Source organism: Antarctobacter heliothermus (assembly GCF_002237555.1).
In the GTDB taxonomy this organism is placed as follows: Bacteria; Pseudomonadota; Alphaproteobacteria; order Rhodobacterales; family Rhodobacteraceae; genus Antarctobacter; species Antarctobacter heliothermus_B.
The window spans coordinates 4,327,649-4,348,299 of the sequence record NZ_CP022540.1 but is presented as its reverse complement, the minus strand read 5'-3'; the positions used below and the strand labels follow the sequence as shown (position 1 = coordinate 4,348,299).

Genomic DNA, 20,651 nt, shown 5'->3' with positions numbered 1-20,651 from the left:
CGGGTTGAGTCAACGAGAGCCCCAGGGAGGAGGAGAGGGGCCTCGAAACGATAAGGGTGCGGCGATGCCAGGGAGGAGGAGAGGCATCGCCGCGAATGTTTGGTCCCAGGGAGGAGGAGAGGGACCTCACATTGCGTGTCGGGTCATCGGGACCCGGAAATAGCGTGCGGCGATGCCAGGGAGGAGGAGAGGCATCGCCGCGAATGTTTGGTCCCAGGGAGGAGGAGAGGGACCTCACATTTCGGTTGGGTCATCGGGACCCGGAATTAGGTGCGGCGACACCAGGGAGGAGGAGAGGTGCCGCCGCGAATGTTTGGTCCCAGGGAGGAGGAGAGGGACCTCACATTGCGTGTCGGGTCATCGGGACCCGGAAATAGCGTGCGGCGATGCCAGGGAGGAGGAGAGGCATCGCCGCGAATGTTTGGTCCCAGGGAGGAGGAGAGGGACCTCACATTTCGGTTGGGTCATCGGGACCCGGAATTAGGTGCGGCGACACCAGGGAGGAGGAGAGGTGCCGCCGCGAATGTTTGGTCCCAGGGAGGAGGAGAGGGACCGCACATTGCGTGTCGGGTCATCGGGACCCGGAAATAGCGTGCGGCGATGCCAGGGAGGAGGAGAGGCATCGCCGCGAATGTTTGGTCCCAGGGAGGAGGAGAGGGACCGCACATTTCGGTTGGGTCATCGGGACCCGGAATTTAGGTGCGGCGACACCAGGGAGGAGGAGAGGTGCCGCCGCTTTGTCTGCGGGTCAATTGGGAGGAGATCCCGCATTCAGTCGAGGCTTTCGCCCCTTTTGTTAGCGGCGCCGATCCTCAAGGGAGGAGGAGAAGATCGGCACCAGTTCAGGCGGAGCAGGGAGGAGAACGCTCCGGCCTGTATTCTCAGATTTCGTTGGCCGCCTGCCAGGCGATGCGACCGATTTCGCTGCGCGCCAGACCAAGATCGGCAAGGTCGCGGTTGCTGAGCGATGCCAGCTCACTATAGGTTTCGCGGTAGATTTTGCGGCGCGCGGCGCGGGCCTGCAGGGCCTCTACCAAATTGGCAAATCGTGCGCCCAAACCGCCGTGGGCTTTGGTGATGTTCGCAGTTGCAAGTGCCATTGTTTCGGTGCCTCAGTGTTTGTGTTCGTTTGGTTGCGCTAAAGATGGGGCAAATGCTGCAGCTGCACAATGGACGGATAGGCAATGCCGCCATGCAGAAATTGCATATGAATGATGTTCATTTTTTCGTCGAGCGCCCTATGGATGCGCAGAAAGATGGATATGGGTTGTGTTGCCGCAAGGTCACCGCCACCCAAAATGGAATGTGAGCGAGGAAGAATCATGTCTGAGATCAAGACGGCCGTCGAAACAGTGCTGAAACAGGTGGAATTGCCGGATGGTGGAAACCTGATTTCCAGAGACATGATTCGAGCCTTGCGGGTGGATGGCGGGGTTGTGCGCTTTGTCATTGAGGCGCAGAGCGCCGAGTCGGCCAAACGGATGGAGCCGTTGCGGCAGGTAGCAGAGCGGGCTGCGGCCTCTGTCGCTGGTGTGACCTCTGCCAGTGCGGTGCTCAGCGCGCCGACCGCCGGCAAAGCGCCGCCACAGCTAAAGGTGGGGGGACACGCCAAACCGCAAGAGGGCGTGATGAAGCCCGCAGGCGTCAAGACGATCCTTGCCATCGGGTCGGGCAAGGGCGGCGTGGGCAAATCCACAGTTTCGGCCAATCTGGCGGTGGCGCTGGCGCGGGCGGGCAAACGGGTGGGCCTGTTGGATGCGGATATTCATGGCCCCAGTCAGCCGCGCATGTTCGGGTTGACCGCAAAACCTGCCAGCCCGGACGGCAAGACGATCATCCCGCTGGAGGCGCATGGCGTCACTGTCATGTCGATTGGGTCCATGCTGGCCGAGGATAAGGCGGTGGTCTGGCGCGGGCCGATGCTGATGGGCGCGCTGCAGCAGATGCTGATGCAGGTCGAGTGGGGCACCAAGGATGTGCTGATTGTCGATCTGCCGCCGGGCACCGGGGATGTGCAACTGTCGTTGTGTCAGAAATCCGAGGTGGCGGGGGCGATTGTGGTCTCGACTCCGCAGGATGTGGCGCTGCTGGACGCGCGCAAGGCACTGGATGCGTTTGCGACGTTGAACACGCCGGTGTTAGGACTGATCGAGAACATGGCGGTGTTCACCTGCCCGCATTGCGGCAAGGACAGTCATATCTTTGGTCACGGTGGTGTGGTGACGGAGGCCGAGAAGATGGGACTGCCGCTGTTGGCGCAGTTGCCGATTGATCTGGACACAAGGCTGGGCGGCGATGGCGGTCAGCCGATTGCGCTGGGTGACAGTGCGATGGCGCAGTCTTATGCGCAGTTGGCGGATCGGCTGATCAAAAGCGGGATCGTCTGATCCCTGCCGGTGCTGGCGCGCCTGCGGCGCGGGTTTGGGTATTTGGACAAAGAAGAAGCTGGGGCGGGGCATGATGTCCCGCCCAATGCGTTTGACGGGGACCAGTGTCAGGCCGCTTTTTGCAGGTGCAGGAACAGGTCGGTGATCAGCGCCGCCGGGTCGATGTTCACGGCGCGGGCGTGGCGGGCGCGGTCGCCTGCCTCTTGTGAGACATTGGCCCAGCGGCGGCCCGCTGCGGGATCGGGGGCGAGGCGGGTCAGCATATCGCCTTCGCCGCTCATGATTTCGGGCGGGGGGTGGCCGGTGACGCCGGTTCGGGCGAGGCGGGCGGCCAGTTGGTCGGCCAGCGTCAGCACCAGATCAAGGCGCGATTCCTTTCCCTTGCCCGCGCAGCTGTCCGCCAATGACAGCAGGGCGGCGCGGTCGAGGGCGGGCAGGCCGGAGAGCAGTTTCAGGATTTCGCGATACAGAGCCAGCCCGTCGAGGGTCAGCAGCCGCATGGCCGCGCCGACGGACCCTTCGGCAAGGGTGGTCAGGGGAGCGACGTCATTGGGCGCGACCTCTGCCCCGGCTTGGGCCAGTGCTTGAGCCATGTCCTCCGGGGGCAGTGGGGCAAGGCGCAGGGTGCGGCAACGGGAGCGGATTGTGGGCAGCAGGCGGGCGGGTTGGTGGCTGAGCAGCAAGAGCGTGGTGCGGGCGGGCGGTTCTTCGAGCATTTTCAGCAGGGCGTTGGCGGCCTGATTGGTCATCTCGTCGGCGCTGTCGACGATGACGACGCGGCGCCCGCCATCCGCCGCCGAGAGGCCGAAGAACGCGTTGAGTTTGCGGATTTCATCGACGCGGATAACGTCAGAGAAGCGGCCCTCTTTCAGCGCCTTGTCGCGTTCCGTGTCGGTGGAGCCGGCGCCGCCTCGGCGCAGCAGGAACAGGCCGGGTTCCGACAGGGCCAGCATCCGGCGGGCGACGGGGTGTTCGGGGTCGATATGCAGGGTGTCGGGCGGGGGCGGCGCACCGAAGAGGCCGTCACCCTCATCCGGGGGCGTCGCCAGAAGGAATCGTGCGATTTCCCAGGCCAGAGTCGCCTTGCCGGTGCCGCGCGGTCCGGTCAGCAGCCAGCCGTGGTGCAGGCGGCCCGAAGTGTAGGCGGTCAGAAAGGTCTGCTCTGCCTCGGATTGGCCGATCACGCGCGCGGTTTCACGCGGGTGCGGCGCGCCGGTCAGGCGGTCCGGTTCGGGCAGATCGGCGAGGTCGCTCATGCCGGGCACGCGGGCAGATAGGGCGTGACGGTATCGAGGATTTCTGTCGCGACGGTGGTGATGTCGCGGTTGCCGTCGATCACTCGAAAGCGGTTCGGGTGATCCTGTGCCAGAGCCAGAAAGCCGTCGCGCATCTGTTGTTGCAGGGCGAGGCCGAAGTCCTCAAACCGTTCTTCATCGGTGGCGCGCGCCTTGGCGCGGGAGAGGCCTGCATCGGCAGGCATGTCCACCAATAGCGTCAGGTCAGGCTCAACCCCGATCATCAGGTTGTGCAGGGCGTCGACCTTGTCGCGCAGGCCGCCTCGGCCCTGATACATGCGGGTCGAGTCGGCAAAACGGTCGCAGATCACAACGCGGCCCGCTTCCAGCGCGGGTCGGATGACCCGTTCAAGGTGATCACGGCGCGCGGCGGTGAACAGCAGCAATTCGGTTTCGGCGGACCAGCGGTCCGGATCGCCCTGCAGGACCAGCGCGCGGATTTCCTCTGCCCCCGGGCTGCCGCCGGGTTCGCGGGTCAGGACGGGGTTCAGCCCCCGATTGCGCAGGGTTTCGGACAGGCGGCGGGCCTGGGTGGATTTACCCGAACCGTCGATGCCCTCAAAACTGATGAAAAGGCCCGGCCAAGGCCTGTTCGTCTCATTCACATTGCGTCCCCGGCGTCTTCGGAAAAGCGTTTTATCAGCAGGCTGCTGACGGTCATGATCCGGTCGACAAAGCCGCCTGCATCTACCTTGTCGGCGGCGACCAGCGGCACGCGGGTTTCCGGCAGACCTTCGGGTTGGATGATCAATTCGGCCAGTTTCTGACCTTTGGCCACAGGGGCCTCGATCGGGCCGGTATAGACCACCTCGGCCTTGATGCCGCCCGCCGTCATGGTGGGCAGCAGCAAGGTCACATCCTTTTCAGCGACAAGATGCACCTCATCGGCAGAGCCCATCCAGACCTCGGCGGTGGCGACGCTTTTGTCCTTGGTCACAACGGTCTGTTCGGCAAATTGGCGAAAGGCCCAGTTGACGATGGCCTCTGCCTCTTCGGCGCGGGCGCGGGTGCTGTCCAATCCGGTGATGGCAAAGACCACGCGGCGGTTGCCGTTGGTGGCGCTGCCGACAAGTCCATAGCCCGCCTCTTGGGTGTGGCCGGTTTTTAGCCCGTCCGCGCCGATGCCCAGCCCCAACAGCGGGTTGCGGTTGTTGACGTTCGACGGCGCGCGGCCGTCAAACTCGAAAACCCGTTCCGAGAACATCGGATAAAACTCGGGGAAATCGGAGATGATGAGGTTGGCCAGCAAGACCAGATCGCGCATCGACATGGCGTGCCCCTGCGCGGGCCAACCAGAGGCGTTCTTGAAAGTCGAGGAAGTCATGCCAAGCTGTTGCGCGCGCTGAGTCATAAGACGGGCAAAGCCGCCCTCGGTGCCGTCGGGAGACAGCGCCTCTGCCAGCACGACACAGGCATCGTTGCCGGACAGGACAATGACGCCGCGCAGCAGATCCTCGACCTTGACCCGGTCGGTGGTGTCCAGAAACATGGTCGAGCCGCCAAAGGACATGGCGTGCGCCGAGACCGGCAACCGTTCGTCCCGTTGCAGGCGGCCATCGCGGAGCGCCTCAAACGCGATGTAAAGTGTCATGAGCTTTGACATGGACGCGGGCGGCAGCGCCTGATCGGCCTCTTTGGTCAGCAAGACCGTGCCGGTGGTCTGATCCAGCACAAAGGCGGCCCTTGCGCGTGTGTCAAAGGCCATGGACGCCGTGGCGGCAAAGACCAGTGCTGTGGCGGCCAGGAGGCTGCGGGACATGATGCTCATGGATACCCCTTTGAGTCGGTTGTGCGTCACCCTTGGCGCTTATCGCCCATGTGGCGCGCGCTGTCATCCCGATGGGTGGTCAATCGGTGGGGATTTGCGCGCAAGAGCCCGCGCCCGGGGGGCTTTTGCGTGTTCCTCTGCCCCAGCTGCCCCAGGGCGCAGGTGCGTCAATCCCGGTCCGTCACCCTTTTTCCAGTAGCCGTTCGATCGATCCCAGCAGTTCCACCCGCGGGACCGGCTTCATCAGGCGGATATCGTCGGCCCGCAGGCCATTGCCGTGCACTGTTGCCTCACTGGCGTAGCCAGACATGAAAATGACCGGTAGGTCGGCCTCGAGCGCCCGGCAGGCGCGGGCCAGGTCCGGGCCGCGCATCTCTCCGGGCATGACCACATCCGTGAGCAGCAAATCATAGGATCTGTTTGCCTTGAACAGGTCATAGGCATCCTGGCCATTAGTGGCCGCATCGACCGTGTAACCGGCAGAGGTCAAGGTGCGCACGATCATCGAGAGCACCTCGAGCTGATCCTCGGCGATCAGAATCCGCGCCAGCCCGGTTGCCTCTGGCTGCCCGCTGTCGGGGGGGGCGGATTGCGCAACCGGCTCTGCCTGATCCGGAGAATCGAGCGCGGGGAAGAACATCTTGATGCTGGTCCCGACGTCGATCTCGGAATAGATCCGGACAAATCCACGGCTTTGTTTGACAAACCCCTGAACCATGGAAAGTCCAAGACCGCTGCCGACGGAGCTGTCCTTGCTCGAGACAAAGGGTTCGAACACGGTTGGTAAAAGATCCTCGGGGATGCCAGTGCCGGTGTCTGTGACCGCCAGCATCACATACCTGCCGGGCGGCACGTCTTCTTCGCGGTCGATGATATAGTCGGAATCGATGCGGACATTACTGGTTTCGATGGTCAGTTTGCCACCGTCGGGCATGGCGTCGCGGGCATTGACGACGGTGTTGACCAGCGCGCTTTGCAGGCTGGCCGGGTCCAGTTCGGCCTGCCAGAGCCCGTGTTGCAGATTGGTTTCCATTTCGATGCTGGACGGGATCGCACGGGCCAGCCACGTCTCGGTTTCCCGCACCAGATCGTTGACCTTGATACGTCTGGGTTCCAGCCGCGACATGCGCGCAAATGCCAGCATGTTGCGCGTCAGCTCACCGCCGCGCCGGGTCGCCGAGATCGCGCTGGTAAGAATGTCGGCCCGTTCGCTTTCGGGGAAGTGATGTTCGTCCTGATCCTGCAGCAGCAGTTCAAGATTGCCCTGAATGACGGCAAGAAGGTTGTTGAAATCATGGGCGACGCCGCCGGTCAGCTTGCCGATGGCGTCCAGCTTTTGTGCTTGGGCGGCGACCCTTTGCGATTGCAACAACGCCCGGTCCTTGGCCTCGGCGCTGGTCAGGTCGACGTTTGCCCCGACCACCCTGATCGGTGTGCCTGCCTCATCGCGCTGAATGATTGCGTTTCCCTTCAGGTGGCGGATTGATCCGTCCGGGTGGATGACACGGTAGGTTGTGTTGAAGGGCTCAGTTTCGCTCAGCGCGGCCTCGAATTCCTTTTGAACACGGGGCTGATCTTCGGGATGCAGCGTTTTGGCCCAGTCGTCGAACGTCCCCTTGCCGTCCTTCAAGGTGAGGCCGTGCAGGTTCTGGTTGATGTCGTCCCATGATGCGACCCCGGTCCGGGTGTCGATTTCCCATATGCCGATCCCGCCTGCGGATTTGGCGAGTTCCAGCGTCTTTAGCGCTGAGATGAGCTTTGCCTTGCGTTCGGCGAATTCGATCGCAAAATGCACCACATATCCGGTCATGATGATCGACAAAGTGTTCGCCACCGCGATCACCGGAAAATCCTGCGTGATCCAGTCTATAGCGACGCTTTGCGGGGTGATCAGAAAGTACATGAGAGACGCGGCGAAAATGCTCAGGGCCGAGGCCGCCGCGATGCGCAGTGGGCCCAGTCGCGTGCCGAGGGCGTTTGTGAAATAGCGCATGGACAAGGCCGACCCTGCCAGTGCGTATGCCGCATAGGAGACGACGCCAGAGAACACGAAATACCCGCCAAAATAGCCGCGCGCCAGCGCACCAAGCAGACCGGCGATAATGGCGGCGACCGGTCCGCCGACGATGCCGGCCAGAATGACCGGTCCGGCGCGGGCGTCGATCGTGGCCCCGTCCGGCAGAACGACAGGCGTTGCGGTGACAAGAAAGGCGACAAAGCCGAAGCTGAGACCGATCAGCAGCTTTCCGACAAGAGACCGCGCCAATTCGCCGTGCCGCCAGACAAGGTGCAGTCCAACAGCTGCAAAGCAAAGCAACGCGGTGTTCTGAAGAATTTGAATAAACATCAGGTGTCCATCGCAAACCATGCTCTGAAAATCAGGCTAACCTACGTCAGTTGACGGCGCAAATTTAATGTCCTGTTAATTGACCTGTCGAAAGGCGGTTATACCGTATTGGCCGATTGAGAGCGGAAAATGGCGGCAATCACTTGTGTGATCCGCAATTGATCCGTGTCCCAAGGGCACCAGCGACCCGCACGGCAGTCTGGCGTGGCCGGGGATCGGTTTGCCCCGGACGGTGTCCGCAAACGGCACAGATTGGCGGTGCGGCTCGTTTGTCAGCCCAACGCCTTTTCGATGGCCTGAAACAAGACGGTTCTTCCGATAGGCTTCATCAGTCTGATGTCTTCGGGGCGCAACCCGTTGCCGTGGACGGTGGCCTCACTGGCGTAGCCGGACATGAAGATGACCTTTAGGTCCGGGCGAATTTCGCGCAGGGCCTTGGCCAGGGCCGTGCCCTGGAGCGCGCCGGGCATGACGATGTCGGTGAGCAGCAAATCAAAATCGGGATTTGCCTCGAATATGTCGCGGGCCAGATCGCCGGAACTTGCGGTTTTGATGTCATATCCCGCTCTGGTCAGGGTGGATCGCAACACGGCAAGAACCCCGGTGTTGTCCTCGACCAACAGAATCCGCGCAGCCCCCTGCGCCAACGGCAAGCCGGCGTTCGGGACGTCCGAAATCAGCGTATCTGAGTGCAAGGCCTTGAAAAAGAGTTTGAAAGTTGTTCCGACACCTGGCTCTGAATAGACCCGCACGCTGCCGCCGGATTGCTTCATGAACCCAAGGATCATCGACAGGCCAAGCCCGGATCCGGACCCGGGCGGTTTTGTCGTGAAGAACGGCTCAAAGATGTCGTCCACAATGTCCTTCGGGATTCCATGACCATTATCGCTGACCGCCAGCATCACATAGCGACCGGGTTCCATGTCCTCGAACCGGTTTTCGATATACTCTTCGTCTATGCGCACGTTCGACGTTTCAATGGTCATCTTGCCGCCGTTGGGCATGGCGTCCCGCGCGTTCAGAACGAGATTGAGTATGGCGCTTTGCGTCGCGCTGGCATCGGCCTCGATTTTCCACAACCCGGCCAGCAGAGATGTCTCGACAAGGATGTTCGCCGGAAGCGTCCGACCAATCCAGTTCTTGGTCTTTCCGGCCAGACTGTTGAGGTTGAGAACCTCTAGTTTCAAGGGCGACTTTCGCGCAAACGCAAGCATGTTTCTGGTCAAGTCGGCGCCGCGTCGTACAGCCTCAATTCCCGCGTCGATCAGGTCAATCTGACCGGGTTTTTCTGTCTCATCCCGCAATAGTTCCAGATTTCCCAGAATGACGGCCAGCAAATTGTTGAAATCATGCGCAATGCCGCCGGTCAATTTGCCAACCGCTTCCAATTTCTGCGCGTGTGCCAGAGCGTCCTGAGCCGCATGTTTCTCTGTGGCATCAAGCATGATACCTTCAAGTTCGATTTCGCCGTCAGACGTTTCGACCGGTCGGCCACGGTCGGACACCCACCGCTGTGATCCATCGCGCAAGGTGACGGGGTATTCGACCGAATAGCATTGATTGAGCAATACCGCGCGCCGCAAACTTTTTTCGACGCGGTCGCGATCTGCTGCGGGTATATCCAGCGTCGGAAAGTTCCGGTCTTGCTGCCATTTGACAGGCGGCGTGTTCGGGTCGACAAAATGCGTCAGGTACCCGCTGCTGTGGTACACGTTGGTAAAGGTCGCATCGTATTTCACGCGGTAGGCCGCACCGGGTATATTGTCGATGATGTTTTTCAGCCGGTCTTCCTGAATCATTAGCCGATCTTGCAGTTCGACCTTATCGGTGATGTCCAGAAGGACGCCCATCGTCGCCACGAATGCCCCCGATGAGTCGAAAACAGGCTCTGTGGTTTCGTGCACCGTGCGGATTGTGCCATCGCCAAGCACGACACGGGCAATGATGTCGTATCCGGACTGTGTTGCCGTGGCCGACTCTGAGGCCTGTGCATATCTTTCCCGATCGTCCGGGTGATACCAGTCCAGATCCTTTTCCCAGGACGTGGATCGGCGTAGGAATTCATCGACCGTGACACCGAACATCTCTGCAAGTTCGGGCGAACAATAAGAACACCTATCTTCGACCTTGTCCCAAGTCCAACTGGCGAGTTTCACCAGCCTTGCGGCGGTCTTGTCTCTTGTCTGGCTTTCGGCAAGATCCAGTTCATGCTGTGTGCGTCGGGTGACATCCTTTGCGGTTCCCCAGTAGCCCTCAAACTCCCCTGCGGCATTGAATTTGGGCAGACCGGCGATTTCGGCATAATGTCTGTCGCCAATCCCGTCGGATGCAGACACCACGAAATCAAAGATCCGTTTTCTTTGGTCGACCCGTTTCTTTAGCGCGTCCCATGTTCCCTCCAAAGGCGTCAGAATGGGGACATCCCACAATTTGTGCCCTAGGTAGTCTTTGGGGATTTGCCCATCGCGTGCCTGTTTTCCATGCAGCCTTTGAAACCTGAAGTCGGAGTCGGTTTCCCAGAACCAGTCGGTTGCCAAGTCGGTATAGACCTTCAGCCTGTGTTCATGATCGCGGGCGTCCTTTTCGGCGACAATCAGGTCATGGCGTTCGATCGCCAGAGAGATCAGGCCCGCCACCGCAGCGGCAAAGCTGATGTCCTCGGCGGTCCACTTTCTGGGCGCGCCTCTGTGCCCGATGCTTACCACCCCTGCTGGTCCGGCGGGGGTGCGCAGGGGGCATTCCAGCACCGCGCGCAATTCGGTGCTGTACATGGCGTTCGGGGCGGAGGCCGCCCACCGGGGATCGGTCCGGATGTCGGCGATGGCGACAATCTGGTCTTGATCGACTTCCGAGATGGGCCGGTCTGCGGTCCCGTTGGGCAGATCGGCCCCGTTTTCGGCGTCGCAGGTGTCACGGTCCCAATAGAATTTGGCGTCTAAAGCGCCTGTCGCCTTGTTCAGGGTCCAGAGGCCCGCCTGATGGGCGTCCAGCGTGGTTGCCAATGTCTTGCACAACTGCGCAAGCGCCTGTTCAGGGCCAAGGTCGCGATTTTCTCGATTTGTCAGCAAATCCCGGAGGATTTGATCGTAACCGACGTCGGGTGCTGACGGGACGTGGGGCACTGATCTCTGTCTCGTTGCTCATCCATCCCATCCTTCATCGCAAATGAGGGCCGGGCTGTCGTGCAGAAAGATTAGGCACCTGTCCGAGAGTGGCGGCATGAGACGAAAGACCTCCCTGTCCGGGGCTGCGACGGCTGTGGTATGCGGCAGCCACTGGCTCAGGCGCTGTGTTCCTGATGGCCGGTCAGAACGGCGGTCAGATTATCCGCCAATTCATCGCACAGATAGCCGCCCTCTTGCACAAAGAGACACGGCAGGTTCAGCCCGGCAATCGCGGCACCAATGCGGGAAAAGCCGGTGGTCGTGACGGCCAGTCCCTTGAACGGATCGTCAACAAAGGCATCCAGCCCCAGCGCCACCACAACCACATCCGCGCCAAAGCTGCGGATGCGCCGCAGGGCCACGTCCAGTGTGGCAAGATAGGCGTCGTCCGTTGTACCGCGCGCCAACGGCAGGTTCAGGTTGTAGCCCAGCCCGGGACCGGTGCCGCGCTCATGGGCCTGCCCCCAGAAGAAGGGGTAGAACCGCTCTGGGTCCGCGTGGATCGACACGGTCAGCACGTCGTCGCGGTCATAAAAGATGCCTTGGGTGCCGTTGCCGTGATGCACATCCACATCCAGAATGGCGGGGCGCAGACCCTGCGCGCGTAACCGCTCTGCCGCGATGCCGGAGTTGTTCAAAAAGCAAAAGCCCCCCGCCAGATCGCCAAAGGCATGGTGGCCGGGCGGGCGCGACAGCACATAGGCGGATGTCTCGCCCCGAAGGATCAGATCGGCCCCGGTCACGGCGCTTTGCGCGGACCAATAGGCGGCCTCCCATGTGCCTGCGGCAATCGGGCAGGCGGTGTCGGCCTGATGATAGCCCGCCTGACCGACGGCGGATTTGGGGTAACTGTCGGTGCGGTTGGCGGGGTGGATGTTGGGAATGACCTCATCGCCCGCGCCCTCTATCCGGCGCCAGCGGGTGTGGATGTTCTCCAGAAAGGTGAGGTATTCGGGCGAATGCAGCGCGGCAATCGGGGCAAGGCCCGCGTCCTTTGGCGCCTCGACGGTACACCCGGCGGCCTGTGCGCCGGTCAGCAGCCGGTCAATGCGCTCTGCCTGTTCGGGATTCGGCAGGATCGCGCCATTTGCCATGAAATGGCGCGGCTGATGTTTCCACTGGCGGTCGTCGAAGATGGCTTTCATGTCGGTTCTTTCAGGGGGCTGTGGGCAGAGGTCTGTGGGCAGGTCGGGAAAAGGGGCGGATTGGCCCGTGCTAGATCGCGGTGCGGTCCGCCCCCTTGAGGTGCAGCATCTCGCGCGCCTCATCGGCGGTGGCGACAGTGCGGCCCAGATCCTCGACGATGCGGCGGATCTTGGCCACCTGTTCGGCGTTGTTCCGGGCCAGCACCCCGCGTGAGATCATCAGGCTGTCCTCCAGCCCGACGCGGACGTGACCGCCCAGAATGGCGGACATGGTGACCAGAGGCATCTGGTGCCGTCCTGCGGCCAGCACGGAAAACGTATAGGTGTCACCGAACAGCCTGTCGGCGATCATCTTCATGTGGGTCAGGTTCTCCGGGTCCGGCCCCATGCCGCCCAGCACGCCAAAGACGAACTGGATGAACAGCGGCCCGCGCACCAGCCCGCGATCGACAAAGTGTTTCAGCATGTAGAGATGGCTGAGGTCGTAACATTCAAACTCGAACCTCGCGCCGCGTTTTTCGCCCAGCTCATGCAGGATATAGGCCATGTCGCGCGGCGTGTTCTTGAACACCAGATCCTCGGAGTCCTCCAGAAACGGCTTTTCCCAGTCGAATTTCCAATCGGTGATCTTGTCCACCGCCGGGAAGAGGGCAAAGTTCATTGTCCCCATGTTGAGCGAGCACATCTCCGGTTCGGCCTGTTTCGGCGCGGCCAGCCGGTCCTCCAGCGGCATCGTTGCGCTGCCGCCGGTCGAGATGTTCAGAACCGCGCCGCAGCGCTGTTTGATCTGCGGCAGAAAGGCCATGAAATGCGCCGGGTCCGCAGAGGGGCGGCCATTTTCCGGGTCGCGGGCGTGCAGGTGCAGGATCGTGGCCCCGGCCTCGGCGGCACCGATGGCATTGTCGGTGATCTGTTGCGCCGTGATCGGCAGATGGGGCGACATCGAAGGCGTGTGGATCGACCCGGTGACAGCGCAGGTGATGATGATCTTGGACATAAAGGCTCCTTACGCTGCGCCGGAAAACTGCGGGATTTCCGCCATGTAGCTGGCCAGAGACCGGTCCAGCCGGTCGGTCAGGTCATCCAGTTGCGCCGCATCGACGATCATCGGCGGGCAGACGAGAAAGTGATCGCCGGATGTGCCGCCGCGTGTGCGCCGCGAATAGATGATCAACCCGTTGTCATAGGCGATGTCGACCAGCCGGGCGTGGGCGTTCAGATGGGCGGGCAGGGGGGCCTTGGTCGCGCGGTCGGCCATCAGTTCGAACGCCATCAGCAGGCCCTTGCCGCGCACGTCGCCTATCAGCGGATAGCGCTGCATCAGCCCACGCAGCCGGTCGGCCAGCGCGTCACCCATCCGCGCGGCATTGCCGATCAGGTCATGTTCCGCGATCTGGTCCAGCACCGCGCAGCCCGCTGCACAGGCCAGCGGGTTGCCCGCGTAGGTAAACCCGTGGATGAAGCCGCCCGCGCCCATTACGGCATCGACGATGTCATCCCGCGCGATCATCGCGCCCAAGGGCACATAGCCACCGCCGAACCCCTTGGAAATCGAGATCAGGTCCGGCGTCACGCCCCAGTGCCCGGCCCCGAAAAAGCGCCCGGTGCGCCCGCCGCCGGTCATGACCTCATCGTGGATCAGCAAAACGCCGTATTCGGTACAGATCTCGCGGATGCGCTGCATGTACCCGGCGGGGGGCACCAGCGCGCCGGTCGATGCGCCGCCCACGGGTTCGACGATAAAGGCCAACACGGTGTCGGGGCCTTCCTCAAGGATCTTGGCCTCCAACATGTTGGCGTAATGCAGCCCGGTGGCCGGGTCCGTCGGGTCCAGCCCGTCCAGATAGGCGCGCGGGGCGGGCACCTTGGGCATCCGCATCATCATCGGGTCAAAGGGGGCTGTCATCGGCGCATAGCCGGTGATTGCCAGCGCCCCCAGCGTGCAGCCATGATAGCTGGGATAGCGCGAGATCACCTTGAACCGCTGCGGCTGGCCTTGGGTCAGCGCGAATTGACGGGCCAGTTTCAGCGTGCTTTCCACCGCCTCTGACCCGCCGGAGACAAAGAACACCTTGTTCAATCCGTCGGGGGCCAAAGCCGCTGTTTTGGCGGCCAGTTGTTCAGAGCTGTCGGTCTGGAAATGCAGCCGGTAGCCAAAGGTGGATTTGTCCATCTGGGCGCGCATGGCGTCCAGCACGGCGGGGTTGGAATGACCGATATTGCTGACCATCGCGCCGCTTGAGCCGTCGATGTACCGCTTGCCGTCGGTGTCCCACATATAGATGCCTTCGGCCCGGTCGAGCGTGGGGCGCGGCGATTTGGTCTGGTAGAACAGGTTGGTCATGTCTGTCAGGCTTTCAGCGACTGAGATGTTTGCGCAGAAAATTGCGCGTGCGTTCGTTTTCCGGGTTCTGAAAGATCACCGAGGGCGGCCCCTCTTCGACCACAACGCCTTGATCCATGAACAACACGCGGTCACAGACGGAAGCGGCGAAATCCATCTCGTGCGTGACGATGATCATGGTCATGTGCTCTTCGGCGAGTTGCTTCATCACAAGGTTGACCTCTTCGACCAGTTCGGGGTCCAGCGCCGAGGTTGCCTCATCGAACAGCATCACCTTGGGTTTCATCGCCAGCGCGCGGGCGATGGCGACGCGCTGTTTCTGGCCGCCCGACAGGCGTGAGGGGTATTCATCAATCTTGTCCGACAGGCCCACCTTGGCCAGTTGTTCCTCAGCCAGTTTGTTGGCGTCGGCCTCAGACAGACCTTTGAGCATCCGCGGCGCCAGCGTGATGTTGCCGCGCACCGTCAGGTGGGGGAACAGGTTGAAGTGCTGGAACACCATGCCGATGTCCTGCCGCACCTGATTGACGTGGGCCTCATATTGGCGATGCGGCAGTGTCTTGTTGATCTGCACATCCTCTAGCCAGACCTCCCCCGAGGACAGCGGATCCAGTTCATTGATGGCGCGCAGCAGGGTCGATTTGCCAGAGCCGGACGGCCCGATGATGGCAACGATCTGACCGCGCTGGACGGTCAGGTTGATGTCCTTGAGTACCTCAAGCGTGCCATAGCTTTTGGCGGCGTTCTTGATGGTGACAAAGGCCTGATCGGACATGGATGGGTTCCTTTCTCAGCGCGAGGCGGCGATGCGGCGTTCCAGACGGCGCAATCCCGCCTCCAGCGCGAGGTTGACGATGTAGTAGCAAAAGGCGGCGGCAAGGTAGAATTCGAACGGGCGGTAGGTGCGGCTGATGGCCTGCTGTGCGGCAAGGGTCAGTTCCATCACGCCAATGACGGAGACCAGTGCGGAATCCTTGAGCAGGGCGATCATGTTGTTGCCCATGGGCGGCACCACGGCGCGCACCGCCTGCGGGATCACGACCTTGCGCAGGGTCTGGCCGCGCGACAGGCCCAGCGTGCGCGCGCCCTCATACTGGCCCTTGTCCACCGCCAGGATAGAGGCCTGGATCAGTTCGGAGTTGTAGACCGCAAAGTGCAGGCCCAGACCGATCACCCCGGCGACAAAGGCGGGCAGGTCGATGCCGATCTGGATCAGCCCGAAGTAGATCAGGAACAGCTGCAACAGCAGCGGCGTGCCCATGAACAAAAAGGCAAAGGCCCGGAACGGCCAGCGCAGTGCCCAATGGCCATAGAGCGCGATAACCGCAAAGACGATGCCGCCGAAAAAGCTGAGCAGTCCAGCGCAGATGGTGATGGCCACGGTCCATCCGGCCCCCATCAACAGCACGCCGAAAAAGCCGGGCACCACGGAGAAATCAAGTCCCATGGCGGGCTCCTGTCATGTCAATCAAACCGCCGCTCATGTGATCCGCGCCCGGCGGTCAAGCCAGTGAATGCCCTGACCCACCACATAGATGATCACCATGTAGAGCAGCCCGGACAGCAGGAACATTTCGAACGGTTTGTAGGTCGATCCGATAAACCGTTGCGCGGTGTAGGTCAGTTCCACCACCGAAATGGGCGCGACCAGAGCGGTGCCCTTGATCAGCGCGTTGATGTTGACGCCCAACGGGCGGATCATCAGGCGCGCGGCCTGTGGCAGAACCACCTTGCGCATGGTCTGCCATCGGCTGAGTCCTAGCGTGCGGGCGGCCTCGGACTGGCCCTTGTCGACGGATACGATGGCACCACGAATGGTTTCGGTCATGTAGGCGCCGATGTTCACCCCCAGCGCGATGGTGCCCGCGGCAAAGGAATCCAGCTGGATGCCCACCTGTGGACCGCCGAAATAGAGGATAAACACCTGAATCAGCGCGGGTGTGCCCCGGATGACGCTGACATAAACCGCTGCGATCCAGCGAAAGACTGCCAGACGCGACAACCGCGCCGCAGCCCCCAGCGCGCCACAGGCCAGGCCCAAGGCTGCTGTCAGCACCGACAGTTGGATCGTCACCCAGGCCGCTTCGAGGAAAAAGGGGTAGACCCGCAGGATCAGTTCTGTGTCCAAATCGGCGGCCTTTCCGTGAGGGCCATGACGAGAAACGTCATGTTAATGGTGATCATGGCGCGGCAGAATGGGCAGCGCGCGGATTTCGCGGATCAGGGCGGTGGTCTCCTCGATCGCGGCGTCGAGGAATTTCTTGCCCGTCTCGGCATCGGCCACCGTCGGATCGCCCATCGTGCCGTCGGGCGACACCTCGGACCACCAGCGCATCAGCATCGCGCCGCCGCCGCCGCCCGCCAGATCAAGGTTGAAGAACTTGCTGTCCGGGTTGTGCAGGTTCTGCGACGTCGATTTCTCGATATGCACCCGGTCGGGGTGCAGGTGCATGTACATCGCGGCCTCAAACTCTCCGGCGTGGGCGATGCCGCCGATGTCGGATTTGCGGACCTCGTTGATCCGCGCCGACATCAGGTTCCAGTAGGAGGCGGAGACGCAGATGATGCCGGTCTCGATCACCGTCTTGCGCGCGGCCAGATCAAGGCAGGGATGGTTCGACCCGTGCGAGTTCAGCAGCAGGATGCGCCGGAACCCGTGATGGGCCAGCGATTTGGTGATGTCGGTGACAAAGGCGATCAGCGTTTCGGGCTGAATCCAGATCACGCCGGGAAAGTCCTTGTGATGTTCGTTGAACCCGTATGGCACGGGCGGCATCACAAAGACTTCGTCCGGGGCGGCGCGCGCCACGCCGGTCGCCACGGCCATGCCCAGCACCGTGTCGGTGTCCAGCGGCATGTGGGGGCCGTGATCCTCTGTCGCCGAGACGTTCAGAATGACCACGCGATCCTTGTCGGCATCGCGCACGTCTTCCCATGTCAGATGGCCATAGGTGGTGGTTGTCATGTGGGCAGGTTCCGCAAGAGAGGGGGCCTGCCGGGACTGGCCCGGCAGGCGAGGGGGCGATTAACGGATGTCGCCGCCAACCCATTCATTGGCGATCTCAAGATAGGTGCCGTCCGCCATCATGGCGTCCAGAGCCTCTTGCATCGCGGCGGCCAGATCGGGGTTGCCCTCACGGATGGCGATGCCTGCGCCGATGGGTTCGGCGGCGGGGTCTTCGACCATGGCCAGATCGTACTGACCGGCCTTCATCGCCAGCATGACCGGAATGGAATCGTTCACGATGGCATCAACCCGGCCATTGTCCAGTTCCAGCAGCAGTTCCGGCAGGCCCTTGTAAGTGTTGATGTCATAGCCCTGTTCGCGGGCCCATTGCTCATGCGTCTCACCCAGCGTCACGCCGACCTTGGCATCGTCCAGCTGTTCGACGGTGGTGATGTCAGAGCCGGCCTTGGTAAAGATCGCCCGCTTGGTGTTGTAGTAGGGGCCGACAAAGTCGATCACCTTGTCGCGCTCTTCAGTGATCGACATGGAGCCGACAACCGCATCGTATTTGCTGGCCAGCAGGCCACCGATGATCCCATCCCATGCGGTAGTGACAATTTTGACCTCCAGCCCCATACGCTTGGCGATTTCGGTCCCGATGGCGGGGTCAAAGCCGACGACCTCATTCTGTTCGTTGACAAAGTTGAAGGGGGGGTACTGTCCGCTCATGGCGATGCTCAGCACACCGCGTTCCTTGATTTCGGCCAGTTCATCGGCGCTGGCCGCAAACGGCGCAACGCTCAGCCCCATCATGGCGACGGCTCCGGTCAGGACGCTGCGGCGCAGGATGTTGAGTGTTTTTGTCATGTCAGTTTCCCTGTTGTTGTCACGGTTTTGCCTGCGCATTCAAAGGCGCAGTCCAAAGACACAGTGACTCACAGGTTGCGCTGCGTCAGATCATAGGGCAAATAGATATTAACAATCCCTAAGATAGATGTGAGCTATGCTTAAGCCATACGCGCAACGCTTTCCGTGGAACCTTGACTGGAACCTGCTGCGCACCTTCATGGTAGTCGTGGATGAGGGGGGCATCACGCCCGCCGCGCATTTTCTGGGTCTGAAACAGCCGACAATCAGCGTCGCGCTGAAACGGCTTGAGGACATCATGGGCCGCAAGCTGGTCAACCGGTCGCCCAAACATTTCAGCGTCACGCCCTGGGGGCGGGTGCTGTACGCGGAGGCCAGCACGATTTTCGGCGCGGTTGCGCAACTGCCGGACCTGATGGGCGGGCTAGAGGACGAGGTGACCGGCCAGATCAGCATTGCAGTGGCCAGTCATGTGGTGTCGTCGCACTTCGACAGTGTGCTGGAGCGGTTCAACGCCCAATATCCAAGGGTGAGTTATACGATCTCGACCATGGACAGCGCGGATGTGATCGCGCATCTGCAACAAAATCAGGTCACTTTTGGCATCTGCCTCATGCAACAGGACCCTGTCGGGCTGGAGGCGCGGGTGATGTATCGCGAATTCTTTGGCTTTTACTGCGGGCCGTCACATCGTCTGTATGGGCAGGACAACATCGACGTCGCTGAATTGAGGGACGAAGATGCGGTGTCGTTCCAGACCGATGAGCTGGAGGGGTCTCTGTCCGGTGTGGCCCGGCTGCGCCGCCGGTTGGGGATGCGGTCCGAACCCAGAGGGCTGTCGTCCAACCTGCCCGAAGTGCGCCGCATGATCGTGGCCAATATCGGCATCGGTGCCCTGCCGGTGCATATCGCGCGTAAGGACGTTCAGTCCGGTCTGTTGTGGCAGGTTCCGCCCTATGGTGCGCTGCCTGCGGTGGATATTCACATGCTGACCAACCCTAAGCGCAGCATGAACCGGGCCGAAATGGCTTTGCTGGACATGTTGCAGACCGAATTGGATACCGTCCCGCTGACAGAGCGCACCTATCATGTTTAGCGGCCTGTAAGGGACCGGCCTATTGGGCGCGGACCTCGCGCACCCAAGCCACGATGGAGCGGCGATCTGCCTCCTCCATCTGGATTGCATTCGGCGGTGGCATGGCGTGACTTAGCCCGGCCTGAAGATAGATCTGATCGGCGTGGCGGGCGACATCGCTTTCGGTTTCGAGGATGATGTTCTTGGGCGCCCAGTACATGCCGTCCCAAGACGGTTCACGCGCGTGGCACATCGAACAGTTGCCGACGACCGCAAAATAGGCGTCTTCAAACCCCTCGGCCTCGGCGAATTTCGCCTCATAGGGTGTCAGGGCGCGGGCCTCGGCCTCTTCGTAGGTGTCGCCGCCGGGGACGGTGGACAGCCAGGCAATCACGACCATCAGCAGAACGGTCACAATCCATGTCCAATGCGGGCCTTTGCCGGTCTTGTGCATGGTGTTGAAATAATGCCGGATCGTCACACCGGTCAGGAACACAAGGCTGGCAATGATCCAGGCATAAGCGGTGGCAAAGGCCAGCGGATAGTGCGTCGACAGCATCAGGAACACGACTGGCAGCGTCAGATAGTTGTTGTGGGTCGAACGGACCTTGGCGATCTTGCCGTATTTGGCGTCCGGGGTGCGCCCGGCCTTGAGATCCGCAACCACGATCCGCTGGTTCGGCATGATCTGAAAGAACACGTTTGCGGTCATGATCGTGGCGGTAAAGGCCCCAAGATGCAGCAGCGCGGCCCGCCCGGTAAAGATCTGGTTATAGCCCCACGACATCACCACAAGGATGACAAACAGCAGCAGCATCAACAGGGTCGGGTGTTCGCTCAGCTTTGACTTGCACATCGCGTCATAGGCCAGCCAGCCAATGGTCAGTGATCCGCCAGAGATCAGGATGCCCTGCCACAGCGACAGATCCGCCTTGGTCGGGTCCAGCAGGAACAGCTCTCCGCCAACCCAGTAGATGATCATCATCAGGGCCGCGCCGGACAGCCAGGTCGAATAGCTTTGCCATTTGTGCCAGGTCAGATGCTCGGGCGTCCGCGCCGGGGCCACCATGTATTTGACCGTGTGGTAGAACCCGCCGCCGTGGACCTCCCATTCCTCGCCAGAGGCGCCGTCCGGCAGGGCGGCGTTGGGCTTGAGCATCAGGTCAAGCGCGATGAAATAGAACGATGCCCCAATCCAGGCCATCGCGGTGACGACATGCAGCCAGCGCACGGAAAAGGCGATCCAATCCCACAAGATTGCCAGATCATACATTGTCTTCCTCCCGAGATTCGAATTTTCATCACTCTAGTC

The 20,651-nt window shown here is 61.6% G+C and carries 18 protein-coding genes; 3 read left to right on the top strand and 15 right to left on the bottom strand.

The window, feature by feature from the left end:
• Positions 1-881: 881 nt before the first annotated feature.
• The gene (locus tag ANTHELSMS3_RS20590) at positions 882-1,100 is read right to left on the bottom strand and encodes a DUF1127 domain-containing protein (protein WP_094036503.1); all 219 of its coding nucleotides are present in this window, start codon (positions 1,098-1,100) and stop codon (positions 882-884) included.
• A gap of 53 nt (positions 1,101-1,153) precedes the next feature.
• Between ANTHELSMS3_RS20590 and ANTHELSMS3_RS25665 the strand changes: the two genes are divergently transcribed.
• Positions 1,154-1,309, top strand: a complete 156-nt coding sequence (locus ANTHELSMS3_RS25665) for a hypothetical protein (RefSeq protein WP_157733596.1) — start codon at positions 1,154-1,156, stop codon at positions 1,307-1,309.
• 13 nt (positions 1,310-1,322) lie between these two features.
• Positions 1,323-2,387, top strand: coding sequence for an Mrp/NBP35 family ATP-binding protein (locus tag ANTHELSMS3_RS20580; RefSeq protein WP_094036501.1), 1,065 nt, complete (start codon positions 1,323-1,325; stop codon positions 2,385-2,387).
• A gap of 107 nt (positions 2,388-2,494) precedes the next feature.
• Here the strand turns inward: ANTHELSMS3_RS20580 and ANTHELSMS3_RS20575 are convergent, their stop codons facing one another.
• The 13 genes from ANTHELSMS3_RS20575 to ANTHELSMS3_RS20515 form a co-directional block, all read right to left on the bottom strand.
• On the bottom strand, positions 2,495-3,643 hold the full coding sequence (locus ANTHELSMS3_RS20575) for a DNA polymerase III subunit delta' (RefSeq protein ID WP_094036500.1): 1,149 nt from the start codon (positions 3,641-3,643) through the stop codon (positions 2,495-2,497).
• Positions 3,640-4,287 carry a dTMP kinase gene (gene tmk / locus ANTHELSMS3_RS20570; RefSeq protein ID WP_094036499.1) on the bottom strand — a complete coding sequence of 216 codons (648 nt, stop codon included), beginning with the start codon at positions 4,285-4,287 and terminating at the stop codon, positions 3,640-3,642. The genes ANTHELSMS3_RS20575 and tmk overlap by 4 nt, the downstream gene beginning before the upstream one ends.
• On the bottom strand, positions 4,284-5,450 hold the full coding sequence (locus tag ANTHELSMS3_RS20565; RefSeq protein WP_094036498.1) for a D-alanyl-D-alanine carboxypeptidase family protein: 1,167 nt from the start codon (positions 5,448-5,450) through the stop codon (positions 4,284-4,286). The genes tmk and ANTHELSMS3_RS20565 overlap by 4 nt, the downstream gene beginning before the upstream one ends.
• A gap of 181 nt (positions 5,451-5,631) precedes the next feature.
• The gene (locus ANTHELSMS3_RS20560; RefSeq protein ID WP_198319848.1) at positions 5,632-7,797 is read right to left on the bottom strand and encodes a PAS domain-containing protein; all 2,166 of its coding nucleotides are present in this window, start codon (positions 7,795-7,797) and stop codon (positions 5,632-5,634) included.
• 272 nt (positions 7,798-8,069) lie between these two features.
• Positions 8,070-10,811 (bottom strand): PAS domain-containing protein, encoded by a 2,742-nt coding sequence (locus tag ANTHELSMS3_RS20555; protein ID WP_198319847.1) that lies wholly within the window; start codon positions 10,809-10,811, stop codon positions 8,070-8,072.
• A 266-nt stretch (positions 10,812-11,077) separates the two neighbouring features.
• Positions 11,078-12,106: a histone deacetylase family protein gene (locus ANTHELSMS3_RS20550; protein ID WP_094036495.1), complete on the bottom strand. Its 1,029-nt coding sequence runs from the start codon at positions 12,104-12,106 to the stop codon at positions 11,078-11,080.
• A 70-nt stretch (positions 12,107-12,176) separates the two neighbouring features.
• Complete coding sequence (locus tag ANTHELSMS3_RS20545; RefSeq protein ID WP_094036494.1) at positions 12,177-13,103, bottom strand: 3-keto-5-aminohexanoate cleavage protein; 927 nt, start codon at positions 13,101-13,103, stop codon at positions 12,177-12,179.
• A gap of 9 nt (positions 13,104-13,112) precedes the next feature.
• On the bottom strand, positions 13,113-14,450 hold the full coding sequence (locus tag ANTHELSMS3_RS20540) for an aminotransferase family protein (protein ID WP_094036493.1): 1,338 nt from the start codon (positions 14,448-14,450) through the stop codon (positions 13,113-13,115).
• A 13-nt stretch (positions 14,451-14,463) separates the two neighbouring features.
• Complete coding sequence (locus tag ANTHELSMS3_RS20535; protein ID WP_094036492.1) at positions 14,464-15,225, bottom strand: amino acid ABC transporter ATP-binding protein; 762 nt, start codon at positions 15,223-15,225, stop codon at positions 14,464-14,466.
• A gap of 15 nt (positions 15,226-15,240) precedes the next feature.
• Positions 15,241-15,897: an amino acid ABC transporter permease gene (locus tag ANTHELSMS3_RS20530; protein ID WP_094036491.1), complete on the bottom strand. Its 657-nt coding sequence runs from the start codon at positions 15,895-15,897 to the stop codon at positions 15,241-15,243.
• A gap of 33 nt (positions 15,898-15,930) precedes the next feature.
• Positions 15,931-16,578, bottom strand: coding sequence for an amino acid ABC transporter permease (locus ANTHELSMS3_RS20525; RefSeq protein ID WP_094036490.1), 648 nt, complete (start codon positions 16,576-16,578; stop codon positions 15,931-15,933).
• 42 nt (positions 16,579-16,620) lie between these two features.
• Positions 16,621-17,415, bottom strand: a complete 795-nt coding sequence (locus ANTHELSMS3_RS20520; RefSeq protein ID WP_094036489.1) for a creatininase family protein — start codon at positions 17,413-17,415, stop codon at positions 16,621-16,623.
• Positions 17,416-17,475: 60 nt separating this feature from the next.
• Entirely contained in the window at positions 17,476-18,264 is a 789-nt protein-coding gene (locus ANTHELSMS3_RS20515) for a transporter substrate-binding domain-containing protein (protein WP_094037271.1), read from the bottom strand.
• 136 nt (positions 18,265-18,400) lie between these two features.
• Here ANTHELSMS3_RS20515 and ANTHELSMS3_RS20510 point away from each other — a divergent pair, with 136 nt between their 5' ends.
• The gene (locus tag ANTHELSMS3_RS20510; protein WP_094036488.1) at positions 18,401-19,360 is read left to right on the top strand and encodes a LysR family transcriptional regulator; all 960 of its coding nucleotides are present in this window, start codon (positions 18,401-18,403) and stop codon (positions 19,358-19,360) included.
• Positions 19,361-19,379: 19 nt separating this feature from the next.
• Here the strand turns inward: ANTHELSMS3_RS20510 and ANTHELSMS3_RS20505 are convergent, their stop codons facing one another.
• Positions 19,380-20,612, bottom strand: coding sequence for a urate hydroxylase PuuD (locus ANTHELSMS3_RS20505; protein ID WP_094036487.1), 1,233 nt, complete (start codon positions 20,610-20,612; stop codon positions 19,380-19,382).
• Between the last annotated feature and the right edge of the window lie 39 nt (positions 20,613-20,651).